The sequence below is a fragment of the Streptomyces sp. NRRL WC-3605 genome (genome assembly GCF_001509795.1).
Taxonomy (GTDB): Bacteria; Actinomycetota; Actinomycetes; order Streptomycetales; family Streptomycetaceae; genus Streptomyces; species Streptomyces viridochromogenes.
This window is the reverse complement of the sequence record NZ_LLZN01000127.1, coordinates 80,390-93,493: the sequence shown is the minus strand read 5'-3', so window position 1 is coordinate 93,493 and position 13,104 is coordinate 80,390. Positions and strand designations below refer to the sequence as shown.

Here is a 13,104-nt window from a genome sequence, read left to right as displayed (position 1 = left end):
GCGATTGCGGCTCTTCGGGTCCGACCCCGCGCGACCGTATCGCCGTCGCAACGCTTACAGCAAGAGGCTTGAAACCACCGGTAAAAATTTTCAGTTGGCGGTCAGCAGCCCGACTTGCCGGTGTATACGGCCAGGGCCGTGTTCGCGCCGAGGGTCGCGGTGAGCTGACCGGCGGAGTTCACCGTGACGGTCGTGTTGTTCTGCACGTTGCAGTACGTGCCGGCGGGCAGCGACGTCTGGTACGTGCGGCTCAGCGAACCGGACTCGTGGTTGATGGCCACGAAGCCCTTGGAGCCCCGGCCGAACGCGACGGCGTCGCCGCCGTTGTCCCACCAGTTGGTGACGGCCTGGCCGCGCGTGGCGTTGCGGAAGGCGACCATGGACCTGATCTCCGGCCAGTTGTGCTGGCACTTCCAGCCGTTCTGCCAGCAGGCCGTCACCGAGCCGCCGTTGGGCGGACCGGCGTCCTGGTCGGAGAACTCGTAGCCGGAGTTGATGTCCGGCGCGCCGTAGGGCCAGGCCAGCATGAAGACGTTGGCCAGCGTGTAGTTGGCGTTGTCCTTGTAGCTGAGGGTGGAGCCGTTGCGCTCGGTGTCGTGGTTGTCGACGAAGACACCGGCGCTCGAGCTGCTCAGGTAGCCCCAGCCCTCGCCGTAGTTCTTGAGGTAGGCGAGGTTCTCGTTGTTGAAGACCCGCTTCAGGTCGTAGGCGTAGCGGAACTCCTGGACGTCGCCGTTGCGGGTGTACTCGGTGGGCTGGACGGCCTCGCCGGAGCCGTAGATGACCTCCTGCTTCCAGTAGGCGTTCGGGTTGGTCAGGCGGGACTTGATGTTCGCCAGGTCGGCGGTGTCGATGTGCTTGGCCGCGTCGATGCGGAAGCCGTCGACGCCGAGCGTGAGCAGGTCGTTCATGTACCCGGCGATGGCCTTGCGGACGTAGTCCTCGCCGGTGTCGAGGTCGGCGAGGCCGACGAGCTCGCAGTGCTGGACGTTCCAGCGGTCCTGGTAGTTGCCCACCTGGGAGGTGCAGTCGTCGAAGTCGTACGACGAGTACAGGCCGGGGTAGTCGTACTTCGTGTACGACGAGCCGCCGGTGCCGGTGCCGCTGCCGGCCGCCATGTGGTTGACGACCGTGTCGACGACGACCTTCACTCCGGCCGCGTGGCAGGTGTTCACCATGTTCTGGAAGGCGGCGCGGTCGCCGAGCCGGCCGGCGATCTTGTAGCTCACGGGCTGGTACGACGTCCACCACTGGGAGCCCTGTATGTGCTCGGCGGGCGGGGAGACCTGCACGTAGCCGTAGCCGGCCGGGCCGAGGGTTGTGCTGCACTCCTTGGCGACGGAGGCGAACTTCCACTCGAAGAGGACGGCGGTGACGTCCTTGGTGCCGGGGGGAGAGGCCGCCGCCTCGGTCGGGAGCATGACAAGGGAGGAGGTCGCGAGGGCCGTCGCGAGGGCGGCCGCCCAGGGGAGGGTTCTGCGTTGCATGTGGGGTTTCCTTCACCGTTGAAGGTTCTTGCTGAAAACTTTCAACTACCTTGCGGTGACGGAGATGTTAAAGGCCCGCCGCCTGAAAAGGCAGCGGGCCGTCCGAAGTTGGATGAAAATTCTTGCAGAACGGCCGTCAGGAGGCCGTCGTCCACCACACCGTGGTGTCGCCCGGCAGCTTCGCCTCGCCGTCCGTCTCGGTGACCTCACCGCTGGCGAGCAGCAGCCGCCCGTACGCCGGGACCGTCACCGAGTCGGTGCCGGTGTTCGCCACGCACACGAACTCCCCGCGCCGGAAGGCGAGGACGCCCTCGGGGGCCCGCAGCCACTCCACCGCGTCCCCGGCACCGAGGTCGGGGTGCGCGCGGCGGGCGGCCAGCGCGGCGCGGTACAGCTCCAGGGTGGAGCCCGGGTCGCCGGTCTGGGCCTCGACGCTCAGCTCGCCCCAGCCCTCCGGCTGCGGCAGCCAGCTGCCGCCCGCGCCGAAGCCGTACGACGATCCGGCGCGCGTCCACGGGATCGGCACCCGGCAGCCGTCCCGGAAGCCGTCCTGGCCCTCGCCGCGGAAGTACGCCGGGTCCTGGCGCACCTCGTCGGGCAGGTCGACGACGTCCGGCAGGCCCAGCTCCTCGCCCTGGTAGACGTACGCCGAGCCGGGCAGGGCCAGCATCAGCAGGGTGGCGGCGCGGGCGCGGCGCAGGCCGAGGGCGCGGTCGCCCGCCTCGCGGATCTGGGTGCCGAGGCCGGGCGGGTTGGCGAAGCGGGTGGCGTGCCGGGTGACGTCGTGGTTGGACAGCACCCAGGTGGCGGGGGCGCCGACGGGGCGCATGGCCTCCAGGGTGCGGTCGACGACCTCGCGCAGCTCGGCGGCGTCCCAGGCGGTCGCCAGGTACTGGAAGTTGAACGCCTGGTGCAGCTCGTCCGGGCGGACGTAGTTGGCGGTGCGCTCGACGGTCGGGGTCCACGCCTCGGCGACGAAGATGCGCTCGCCGCTGTACTCGTCGAGGATCAGACGCCACTGCCGGTAGATGTCGTGGACGCCGTCCTGGTCGAAGAACGGGGTGACATCGTTGCCCAGCAGACGCATCTCGTCGTGGGAGCCCAGGTCGGGCAGGCCCTCGGCCTTGACCATGCCGTGGGCGACGTCGATACGGAAGCCGTCCACGCCCATGTCCAGCCAGAACCGCAGGATGGAGCGGAACTCGTCGCCGACCGCCGGGTGCTCCCAGTTGAAGTCGGGCTGCTCGGGCGCGAACAGGTGCAGGTACCACTCGCCGGGGGTGCCGTCGGGCTCGGTGACCCGGGTCCACGCGGGGCCGCCGAAGATGGACTCCCAGTCGTTCGGCGGGAGTTCGCCGTTCGCGCCCTTGCCGGGGCGGAAGTGGTAGCGGTCGCGCAGCGGCGAGCCGGGGCCCTCGGCGAGGGCGCGCTTGAACCACTCGTGCTGGTCCGAGGAGTGGTTGGGGACCAGGTCGACGATGACGCGCAGGCCCAGTCCGCGGGCGTCGCGGATCAGCGCGTCGGCGTCCAGCAGGTTGCCGAACATCGGGTCGACGGCCCGGTAGTCGGCGACGTCGTAGCCGGCGTCGGCCTGCGGGGAGGCGTAGAAGGGGCTCAGCCACACGGCGTCGACACCGAGGTCGCGCAGGTACGGCAGGCGGGAACGGATGCCTTCCAGGTCGCCCATGCCGTCGCCGTTGCTGTCGGCGAAGCTGCGCGGGTAGACCTGGTAGATCACCGCGTCGCGCCACCAGTCGCGGCGCTTGGCGACGGTGGCGACGGCAGCGGTCTCGGCCGGGGCGGCGGGGTACTGGCTCATGGCTTCCTTGATGCGGTGGGGGTCTCCCGCCCGGACGGTGTCACGGGCGGAGAAGGAGTCGTCGGGTCTGCGTCGTGCGCGTGCGGGCGGCGGACGACGAGGCGGCCGCAGTGACAGCGGGGTCGGATGGACACGGCGGCCGCCTCGGGTTCTCGGGGGCCGGCTCAGCCCTTCGTGCCGCCCGCGGTGAGGCCGGTGACCAGGTTCTTCTGCACGAGGTAGAAGAAGAGGGAGACCGGTATCGCGATCAGCACGGCCGTGGCCGCCATGAGGTTGCGCTGGGCGTCGTGCTCGCTGACGAAGCTCTGCAGGCCGACGGCCAGCGTGTACTTCTCGTCGTCGAGCAGGAAGGTGGTGGCGAAGGCCACCTCGCCGAAGGCGGTGATGAAGCTGTAGAAGGCGGCGACCGCGAGGCCCGGCTTGGCGAGCGGCAGGATCAGCCGCGCGAAGGTGCCGAACGGGGTGAGGCCGTCGACGCGCCCGGCCTCGTCGATCTCGAACGGGATGGTGTCGAAGTAACCCTTGAGCAGCCAGGCGCAGTACGGCACCGCGGTCGAGCAGTAGACGAGGATCAGGCCGAGGTAGGTGTCGATGAGGCCCAGATCCGAGAGGATCTGGTACATCGGCACGATCAGGACCGCGATCGGGAACATCTGGGTGACCAGCAGGACCCACATGAACTTCCGGTAGCCGGGGAAGCGCATACGGGAGACCGCGTAGCCGGTGGTGGCGGCGATCAGGACGCCGATCACGGTGGTGCCCAGCGACACGATCAGGGAACTCTTCAGCCAGTCGAAGAAGTTCGTGTCCGAGAGGACGAACGCGTAGTTGTCGAACGTCATCTTCGACCAGATGCGCCCGGGGTGCAGGTAGTCGTCCTTGTCCGGTCCCAGGGACAGGTACACCAGCCACAGGACGGGGAACAGGGCGATCAGGCTCGCGACCGTGAGCACGCCGTGGGAGACGAAGGCGCCGGCGAGGCTCGTCTCACCGCGTCGCCGGGTGCGGCGGGGCTTCTTCTCCGTGGTCTCCGGTTCGGTCGCCGCGGCGGAGGTCTGGGCCGTGGTGGTACTCATGAAGAACTCCTGCCTCAGATCGCGAGCTGCTGCTCGTTGCGGTTCAGCCAGCGGCGGTAGAACGAGGTGAAGACGATCAGGATGCCCAGCAGCAGGATGCCGTAGGCGGCGGACTGGGCGAAGTCACGCGGTTGCTGTCCGAAGCCGAGGTAGTAGGCCCAGGTGACGAGGATCTGCGCGTCCGGGGCGGTGTTGCCGAAGAGCAGGAAGATCACGGCGAACTGGTTGAAGGTCCAGATGATGCCGAGCAGGACCACGGTGGAGCTGACCGTCCGCAGGCCCGGCAGGGTGACGTACCGGAAGCGCTGCCAGGCACTGGCGCCGTCCATCTCCGCGGCCTCGTAGAGGGAGGCGTCGATGGACTGCAGGCCGCCGAGCAGGGAGACCATCATGAAGGGGACACCGCACCAGGTGTTGACCATGATCGCCGCGAACCGCTGCCAGAAGGTGTCCTCCAGCCACAGCGGGGCCGGCAGATGCAGGGTCTCCAGCGCGGAGTTGATGATCCCGCCGTCCGCGAGCATGAACCGCCAGCCGAACACGGTGACGAAGGTGGGGACGGCCCACGGCAGGACGAGGACGAGGCGGTAGAGGGTGCGGCCGCGCAGCTTCTGGTTGAGCAGCAGCGCCAGGCCGAGGCCGATCGAGTAGTGCAGGACCACACAGGCGGCCGTCCACACGATCGTCCAGATGAAGTGCGACCAGAAGCGGTCGTAGGAGGTGTCGCCCCAGAGGATGTCGGCGTAGTTGTCGAAGCCGATGAACTTGTACGTCGCCTCGATCTCGTTGACGCCGATCGTGCGCGCGGTGTTGAGGCTGTTCGCGTCGGTCAGCGTGAGGTACAGACCGTAGGCCAGCGGGTACAGCACGAGGATGCCGAGCACGACGATCACCGGGGCGATCATCGCGTACGCGTACCAGTGCTTCTGGTAGCTGTTCTTCAGGCGCTGCCCGAGCCCTGGCCGGGGCGCACGGTCACCGCGGCGCTTGCCGGTCGCGCGGTCGATGGCGACTGTCATGGTTCGACACCTTCTGGGAGTTCAGGAAGTCCGGGGAGTCCGGGGAGAGGGCCGGTGGGACGGCCGGGCGGCCGCCGGACTGCCCAGCCCCAACAGGGCGGTCCGGCGGCCACGCGGGGCTCACTTGCTGAAGTCGGGCACCAGCTTGGCGATGGCCGTCTCGGCGGTGCTCAGGCCCTTGTCCAGGGACTCCTTGCCACCCGCGATCTTGGGCAGCTCGGTGTCGAGCGGGCCCCACAGGGAGCTGTACTCCGGCAGCGCCGGGCGCGGCTGGGCGGCGGCGAGGACACCCTGGTAGCCGGCGATGCCCGGGTCGGCCTTGACCTTGTCGGTGTACGCGTCGTCACGGGTGGGCAGCGTGCTGTTCTTCAGCGCGATGGCCTCCTGGGACTTCGCGCTCGTCATGAAGTTCACGAACTTCAGCGCGGCCTTCTGGTGGGCCTCGTCGGAGCCGGCGTAGACGGACAGGTTGTGGCCGCCGGTCGGGGCGCCCGCCTTGCCGCTGGAGCCGGCCGGGACGGTGGCGATGCCCAGGTTGGCCTTGTCCTTGAACGCGGAGCCCTTGTAGAAGTTCGTGATCTCCCAGGGGCCCTGGACGATCGCGGCGACCTTGCCGTTGACGAACGCGTCCTGGATGTGGGCGTACGCGTCGGCGGTCGTGTCTGCCTTGTGCAGGCCCTTGCCGTCGAACAGGTCGAGCCAGGTGCCGTACGCCTTCTTCGCCTCCGCCGAGTTGACGGTGATCTTCTTGGCGTCGGCGTCGACCGTGTCGGTGCCCTCGCCGTAGAGGAAGGACTGGGCGTAGTAGGCCTGGGTGGAGCCCCAGTAGCCGTCGACGCCGGTCTTGCCCTTGATCGTGGCGGCCGCCTTCTTGAGGTCCTCCCAGGTCTTGGGGGCCTCGGTGATGCCGGCCTTCTCGAAGAGCTGCTTGTTGTAGACGAGCGCGAGCGTGTCCGTGACGAGCGGGACGCCGTACGTCTTGCCCTCGTACTTGGCCTGCTCCAGCAGGTTGGACTTGAACTTGTCCTGCTCGGCGAGGGCGTCGGTGCCGTCCAGCGGCAGGAAGAAGCCCTTCTTCGCGAAGGCCGGGGTCCAGCCGACCTCGGAGCGCAGGATGTCGGGGGCACCCTTGGAACCGGCGGCGGTGTCGAACTTGTTCTGCGCCTGGTCGAAGGGGACGTTGACGTACTTGACCTTGATGTCCTTGTTGGCGGCCTCGAACTCCTTGACCAGGGCCTTGTACGTCGGCGCCTCGTTGGTCGCGTTGGAGGTGTCCCACCAGGTGATGGTCACCGGACCGCTCGAGTCGCTGCCACTGTCGTCCCCGCCGCAGGCCGTCGCCGCGAGGGCGAGGGACGCCACCAGCGCGCTGGCCGCTATGCCACGCCGCATGAGTTCTCCTTGAGGGTGAAAGCCCGTGTGATGCGGGGGCGGCCCCGTCTGCCTGCCCCTGCTGTCGTGCCGACTGCGCCTTTGCGGCCGCCGGGCGACGTGAACGTAACAGCGATGCAATCCTTGCGAAAGACCTTGCAGCAAAAAAGTGCAAGGGAACACGGAAGTTATCCCGGCGTGACCGTCCGGCGACCGCTGTGAGACGCTTCCTTACAGGGGTGGAGCGGTACGCGGTCCACTTGTGCAAGACTCTGCAAGCTCTTGCTATGACTTCCACGAGGGAGCGCGATGACGCAGCAGCCCCGTACGAGCCGGCCAACGGGTCGCCCTCGGCGTCCGATTGGTGTGCAAGGCGGCATACGACAGGTACAGTCCGGTGCCGTGACCACACGGCTTGCCGACATCGCTGCTCAGGCGGGGGTCAGCGAAGCGACCGTCAGCCGCGTCCTCAACGGGAAGCCGGGCGTCGCCGCCACCACCCGCCAGTCCGTGCTGGCCGCACTCGACGTGCTCGGCTACGAGCGTCCGGTGCGGCTCCGACAGCGCAGTGAGGGCCTGGTTGGGCTGATCACACCCGAGCTGGAGAACCCGATATTCCCGGCGCTCGCCCAGGTCATCGGCCAGGCGCTGACCCGACAGGGCTACACGCCCGTGCTGGCCACCCAGACGCCCGGCGGGTCCACGGAGGACGAGCTCACCGAGATGCTCGTGGACCGGGGGGTCGCGGGCATCATCTATGTCTCCGGTCTGCACGCGGACACCACCGCGGACATGCAGCGCTACGAGCGGCTGCGCGCCCAGGGCGTGCCCTTCGTCCTGGTCGACGGCTTCTCCCCCAAGGTCCAGGCGCCCTTCATCTCCCCCGACGACCGGGCGGCGATGTCGCTGGCGGTGACCCACCTCGTCTCCCTCGGGCACACCCGGATCGGTCTGGCCCTCGGCCCGAAGCGGTTCGTGCCGGTGCAGCGCAAGATCGAGGGGTTCGTCCGGACCGTGCAGGACCAGCTGAACCTGGCGCCGGACGTCGTCGAGCGGGACCTGGTGCAGCACTCCCTGTACACCCTGGAGGGCGGGCAGGCCGCCGCCACCGCCCTCATCGCCCGCGACTGCACGGCCGTGGTCTGCGCCAGCGACATGATGGCGCTGGGCGCGATACGCGCGGCCCGCCAGCAGGGCCTCGAGGTCCCCACCGACATCTCGGTCGTCGGTTTCGACGACTCCCCGCTGATCGCCTTCACCGACCCGCCCCTCACCACGGTCCGCAAGCCGGTCCCGGCCATGGGCCAGGCCGCCGTGCGCACGCTGCTCGAGGAGATCGGCGGAACCCCGGCACCGCACAGCGAGTTCGTGTTCATGCCGGAGCTGGTCGTCCGCGGCTCGACGGCCTCCGCGCCCGGCGACCGAGTGCGCACCTAGGGGTCACCGGGACCTGCGGCCTACTCCCCCGGGAGGAGAAAAGCGGCAGAACGTGCGTCACGGACCCGACCGGAGGATGATCGGTCGGAGAAGTCTTTTCTGGCAGACTCTGTGCCTATGGGTGACGCTACCGTGACGACACGCGAAGGCCCTGAAGAAGCCGTCCCGCACCCCGTCGCGGAGAGGACGGGACCGGGACTCCTGCGACGTCTGCGCGCTCCCCGACGACCACGTCTGTGGTTCGAGATCCTGCTGATCGCGGTGAGTTACTGGACGTACTCCCTGATCCGCAACGCCGTCCCGGAGCAGCGCGCCGAGGCGCTGAGCAACGCCGACTGGCTGTGGCGGCTCGAGCACAGCCTCGGCATCGCCGTCGAGGAGTCCGTCAACCACACGGTCAACGGCGTGACTTGGCTGATCGTCGGGATGAACTACTACTACGCCACGCTGCACTTCGTGGTGACGCTCGCGGTGCTGGTCTGGCTGTACCGTCGGCACCCCGGCCGCTACGCGGCGACCCGCCTGGTCCTCTTCGCCACCACCGGTGTGGCCCTGGTCGGTTACTACCTGTATCCGCTCGCTCCCCCGCGGCTGATGACGAACACCGGCTTCATCGACACGGTCCTCGCTCACGACACGTGGGGCTCGATGGCCTCCGGCGACCTGAAGAACATGTCGAACCAGTACGCCGCGATGCCGTCCATGCACATCGGCTGGTCGGTGTGGAGCGGACTGACGATCTTCATCCTGGCGCGGACCCCGTGGGTCCGGATCCTCGGGCTGCTCTATCCCGTGGCGACCCTCGTCGTGATCGTCGCGACGGCCAACCACTTCTGGCTCGACGCGGTCGGCGGCCTGATCTGCCTGGCCTTCGGGTTCACGGTGGCCCGCCTCTGGTACGGGGCGCTCCCCTACCGGCTGCCCCAGGCGGTTCCCGTCCCCGGACGCACCGGGACGCCGGCACGACCGTCGCGGGCCCCCGGCGCGGAGCCCGTCCCCGCGGCGGCCGAGGCGGACCCCCCGGTGCCGGCCCGCACGCGGTCGGGCCCCTAGGGGGTGTCTGACACCCCCTAGCCGGCGCTCACCCGCCGTAGAACAGCTCGTCCACCACGCCGCGTGCCCGCCGGGCCGTACGGCGGTAGTCGTCCAGCATGTCGCCCACGTGACCGGGCTCGTACCCCAGGTACCGGCCGACCGCCGCCAGCTCGCGCGGGTCCGACGGGAAGGTGTCGCCGGCGCGTCCGCGCACCAGCATCACGGCGTTGCGCACGCGGGTCGCCAGCACCCACGCCTCGTCCAGGATCCCGGCGTCCTCCTCGCCGATGAGCCCGGCCGCACGGGCCGCGGACAGGGCCTCGCGGGTGCGGGTGGTGCGCAGTCCGGGCTCCTCGGCGCCGTGCCGCAGCTGAAGCAGCTGGACGGTCCACTCGACGTCCGAGAGCCCGCCGGGGCCCAGCTTGGTGTGCAGCTTCGGGTCGGCGCCGCGCGGCAGGCGCTCGGACTCCATGCGCGCCTTCAGCCGCCGGATCTCCCGTACGGCCTCCTCGTCGAGCCCTCGCGCGGGATAGCGCAGCGGGTCGATCAGCTCGACGAACCGTCCGGCGAGATCGTCGTCGCCCGCGACCGGCTCGGCCCGCAGCAGCGCCTGCGACTCCCACCCGAGCGACCAGCGCCGGTAGTAGGCCGCGTACGAATTCAGGGTGCGCACCAGCGGCCCGGACTTGCCCTCGGGGCGCAGATCGGCGTCGATCAGCAGCGGCGGGTCGGCGCTGGGGATCTGGAGCAGCCGCCGCATCTCCGCCACGACGCGGTTGGCCGCGGCGCCGGCCTCCTGGTCGTCGACTCCGTCGCGCGGCTCGTGCACGAACAGGACGTCCGCGTCGCTGCCGTAGCCCAGCTCGTGCCCGCCGAAGCGGCCCATGCCGATGATCGCGAAGCGGGTGGGCAGGGTGTCGCCCCAGCCCTCGCGGACGACTGCGCGCAGGGTGCCGGCCAGCGTCGCCGCCGTGAGGTCGGAGACCGCTGCGCCGACCCGGTCCACGAGGGCGCCCTGGTCGGCCTCGGCCGGTTTGGTCTCGGTGCCGTAGGAGTCCACGATGTCCGCGGCCGCCGTGCGGAACAGCTCGCGGCGCCGGACGCCACGGGCCGCCGTGACGGCCTGGGCGGCGTTGTCGGCGCGGCGCACCGCCGCCAGGACCTCCTGGTCCAGATGGGCCCGCGTGCGGGGCTCCAGACCCGTGCCGCCGTCGCCGTCGCCGAGCAGCGCGACGGCCTCCGGTGCACGCATCAGCAGGTCGGGGGCGAGCCGGCCCGCCGACAGGACCCGGGCGAGGTTCTCGGCGGCGGCGCCCTCGTCGCGCAGCAGCCGCAGGTACCAGGGGGTCTTGCCGAGCGCGTCGGAGACCTTGCGGAAGTTCAGCAGCCCGGAGTCCGGGTCGGCGGAGTCCGCGAACCAGCCCAGCAGGACGGGCAGCAGGGTGCGCTGGATCGCCGCCGCGCGGGTCACCCCGGAGGCCAGCGCCTCCAGGTGCCGCAGCGCCGAGGCGGGATCGGCGTAGCCGAGGGCGATGAGCCGTTCCCGGGCCGCGCCCGCGCTGAGCCGGGCCTCGCCGGGGGCGAGCTGGGCGACGGCGTCCAGCAGCGGCCGGTAGAAGAGCTTCTCGTGCAGCCGCCGTACGACGCTGCTGTGCCGTTTCCACTCGCGGGTCAGCTCGGCGACCGGGTCGGCGCGCAGACCGAGGGAGCGGCCGATGCGGCGCAGGTCGGCGTCGTCCTCGGGGACCAGGTGGGTGCGTCGCAGCCGGTGCAGCTGGATGCGGTGCTCCATGGAACGCAGGAAGCGGTAGGCGGCGTCGAGCTGCGCGGCGTCCGCCCGGCCGACGTAGCCGCCGGCGGCGAGGGCCTGGAGGGCGTCCAGGGTGGTGCCGCTGCGCAGGGCGGCGTCGTCGCGGCCGTGCACCAGCTGGAGCAGCTGCACGGCGAACTCGACGTCCCGCAGGCCGCCGGGGCCGAGCTTGAGCTGCCGGTCGACCTCGGACACCGGGATGTTCTCGACGACGCGGCGGCGCATCTTCTGCACGTCCGCGACGAAGTTGTCGCGCTCGGCGGCCTTCCACACCAGGGGCCGCAGCGCGGCGACGTACTCGGCGCCCAGCTCCAGGTCGCCCGCGACCGGGCGGGCCTTGAGCAGCGCCTGGAACTCCCAGGTCTTGGCCCAGCGCTGGTAGTAGGCGAGGTGGCTGCTGAGGGTGCGCACCAGGGGGCCGTTGCGGCCCTCGGGGCGCAGGTTGGCGTCGACGGGCCAGATGGAGCCCTCGACGGTGGTCTCGGAGCAGATCCGCATCATGTGCGAGGCGAGCCGGGTGGCGGCCTGCAGGGCCTTGCCCTCGTCGGCGCCGTCGGCGCTCTCGCCCACGAAGATGACGTCGACGTCGGAGACGTAGTTGAGCTCGTGGCCGCCGCACTTGCCCATCGCGATCACCGCGAGCCGGCACTGCTCGGCGTCCTGCGGGGCGTCGGCGGTGGCGAGGGCGAGGGCTGCGCGCAGGGTGGCGGTGGCGAGGTCGGCGAGCTCGGCGGCGGTCTGGGCGAGGTCGGTGGTGCCGCACACGTCCCGGGCGGCGATGGAGAGCAGGCAGCGCCGGTAGGCGACGCGCAGGGCGACGGGGTCGCCGGCCTCGGCGAGGGCCCGTTCGAACTCCTCCACGTCGGGGTGCAGGTCGCGGGGCTCGTAGGTGACCAGGACCTGCCAGTCGCCGGGGTGCCGGGCGAGGTGGTCGGCGAGGGCGGCGGAGGCGCCGAGCACGCCGAGCAGCCGGTCGCGCAGCGGCTTGGCCGCTATCAGGGTGTCGAGCAGCTCGCGCCGGTCGGCGGGGGTCGGCTGGGCCTCGGTGAGCCGGACGAGGCCGTTCAGCGCCAGGTCGGGGTCGGCGGTGGCGCCCAGGGCCTCCAGGAGGACGGGGTCGTTCCTGAGGGGGGTGAGGTCGGGGCTGTCCAGGAGGCGTTCGGCGGCCGACGGGTCGGTGAAACCGTGCCGCAGCAGCCGAGTGAACGTACTGCTCCTGCGTCCCGGCGCCGTCATGCTCGCCCTCCCGTTCCGATCAGGGGTGTACGCGTCTCAGGGTGGACGCGTCTTTGGGGTGGACGCGTCTCGGGGTGGACGCGTCTGAGGGGTCGACGCGTCCGATCAAGGCCGCACGTGATCGAGCCTAGCCGCAGTCCCGGCCGTCGGCGCCGACGCGTCCCGCGCCATGGCCGGCGGGCGGGGGTGTCCGGTCCGCGCGATGGCCGGCGGGCGGGTGTGTCCGGTCCGGGCGTTTCGGTGGCGCCCCGTGCGGATTTCGGCTTCGGTAAGGGTGAGCCGTTCAGGCAGACCCGCCGCCGTCGACCCCGGAGGACCGCTGATGGACTTCACCCTCGAAGTGATCCCGCTGCCCGTGACCGACATCGACCGCGCCCGTGACTTCTACCGCGACAAGGTCGGCTTCCACGTGGACATCGACCAGGAGGTCATGCCGGGCATGCGCATCGTGCAGCTGACCCCGCCCGGGTCCGGCTGCTCGATCGCCCTGGGCGACAGCATCTGGGACCTGACCAAGGGCGAGACCGTCCCCCAGCCCGGCTCCTACCAGGGCCTCCAGCTCTGCGTGGCCGACATCAAGGCGGCATACGCGGAGCTGCGCGAGCGGGGCCTGGACGTGTCCGAACCGGTGCAGTACTCCCCCGACGACGGCGCCACCTTCATGTACTTCAAGGACCCCGACGGCAACGGCTGGTCCGTCCAGGAGTACCGCCGCCGCGCGACCCAGCCGCTGCACGCGGTGCTGTCGGAACTGGCGGCCGAGTCGGAGTAGCACGCCGGGGCCGGCGGTCCGCGATCGCCGGCCCCTCGGGAC

The 13,104-nt window shown here is 70.5% G+C and carries 9 protein-coding genes; 3 read left to right on the top strand and 6 right to left on the bottom strand.

The genetic code is table 11. The features are described from left to right. Positions 1-101 precede the first annotated feature (101 nt). The 5 genes from ADL34_RS34040 to ADL34_RS34020 form a co-directional block, all read right to left on the bottom strand. Positions 102-1,487 (bottom strand): alpha-amylase, encoded by a 1,386-nt coding sequence (locus ADL34_RS34040; protein WP_062667521.1) that lies wholly within the window; start codon positions 1,485-1,487, stop codon positions 102-104. 136 nt (positions 1,488-1,623) lie between these two features. Further along, complete coding sequence (locus ADL34_RS34035) at positions 1,624-3,306, bottom strand: glycoside hydrolase family 13 protein (protein ID WP_062667519.1); 1,683 nt, start codon at positions 3,304-3,306, stop codon at positions 1,624-1,626. Between the two features lie 164 nt (positions 3,307-3,470). Beyond that, complete coding sequence (locus ADL34_RS34030; RefSeq protein WP_062667517.1) at positions 3,471-4,382, bottom strand: sugar ABC transporter permease; 912 nt, start codon at positions 4,380-4,382, stop codon at positions 3,471-3,473. Positions 4,383-4,396: 14 nt separating this feature from the next. Continuing rightward, positions 4,397-5,401, bottom strand: a complete 1,005-nt coding sequence (locus ADL34_RS34025; protein WP_062667515.1) for a carbohydrate ABC transporter permease — start codon at positions 5,399-5,401, stop codon at positions 4,397-4,399. 120 nt (positions 5,402-5,521) lie between these two features. Then, a complete protein-coding gene (locus ADL34_RS34020) occupies positions 5,522-6,793 on the bottom strand; it encodes an extracellular solute-binding protein (protein WP_062667513.1) in 1,272 nt (423 codons plus the stop codon). Positions 6,794-7,174: 381 nt separating this feature from the next. On the opposite strand from ADL34_RS34020, the gene ADL34_RS34015 reads away from it, so the two are divergent. Together ADL34_RS34015 and ADL34_RS34010 are read left to right on the top strand one after the other, a co-directional pair. Next, positions 7,175-8,209, top strand: coding sequence for a LacI family DNA-binding transcriptional regulator (locus ADL34_RS34015; protein WP_062667511.1), 1,035 nt, complete (start codon positions 7,175-7,177; stop codon positions 8,207-8,209). Positions 8,210-8,326: 117 nt separating this feature from the next. After that, positions 8,327-9,262: a phosphatase PAP2 family protein gene (locus ADL34_RS34010; RefSeq protein ID WP_079034115.1), complete on the top strand. Its 936-nt coding sequence runs from the start codon at positions 8,327-8,329 to the stop codon at positions 9,260-9,262. 28 nt (positions 9,263-9,290) lie between these two features. Here ADL34_RS34010 and ADL34_RS34005 read toward each other — a convergent pair whose 3' ends face one another. After that, entirely contained in the window at positions 9,291-12,290 is a 3,000-nt protein-coding gene (locus ADL34_RS34005; RefSeq protein ID WP_062667509.1) for a bifunctional [glutamine synthetase] adenylyltransferase/[glutamine synthetase]-adenylyl-L-tyrosine phosphorylase, read from the bottom strand. 322 nt (positions 12,291-12,612) lie between these two features. On the opposite strand from ADL34_RS34005, the gene ADL34_RS34000 reads away from it, so the two are divergent. Beyond that, positions 12,613-13,062: a VOC family protein gene (locus ADL34_RS34000; protein ID WP_062667507.1), complete on the top strand. Its 450-nt coding sequence runs from the start codon at positions 12,613-12,615 to the stop codon at positions 13,060-13,062. Positions 13,063-13,104 lie beyond the last annotated feature (42 nt).

Bases quoted from the DNA above. Each gene is read 5' to 3' on its own strand.
- ADL34_RS34040 (WP_062667521.1), bottom strand. From the start codon at position 1,487: ATGCAACGCAGAACCCTCCCCTGGGCGGCCGCCCTCGCGACGGCCCTC.
- ADL34_RS34035 (WP_062667519.1), bottom strand. From the start codon at position 3,306: ATGAGCCAGTACCCCGCCGCCCCGGCCGAGACCGCTGCCGTCGCCACC.
- ADL34_RS34030 (WP_062667517.1), bottom strand. From the start codon at position 4,382: ATGAGTACCACCACGGCCCAGACCTCCGCCGCGGCGACCGAACCGGAG.
- ADL34_RS34025 (WP_062667515.1), bottom strand. From the start codon at position 5,401: ATGACAGTCGCCATCGACCGCGCGACCGGCAAGCGCCGCGGTGACCGT.
- ADL34_RS34020 (WP_062667513.1), bottom strand. From the start codon at position 6,793: ATGCGGCGTGGCATAGCGGCCAGCGCGCTGGTGGCGTCCCTCGCCCTC.
- ADL34_RS34010 (WP_079034115.1), top strand. From the start codon at position 8,327: ATGGGTGACGCTACCGTGACGACACGCGAAGGCCCTGAAGAAGCCGTC.
- ADL34_RS34005 (WP_062667509.1), bottom strand. From the start codon at position 12,290: ATGACGGCGCCGGGACGCAGGAGCAGTACGTTCACTCGGCTGCTGCGG.
- ADL34_RS34000 (WP_062667507.1), top strand. From the start codon at position 12,613: ATGGACTTCACCCTCGAAGTGATCCCGCTGCCCGTGACCGACATCGAC.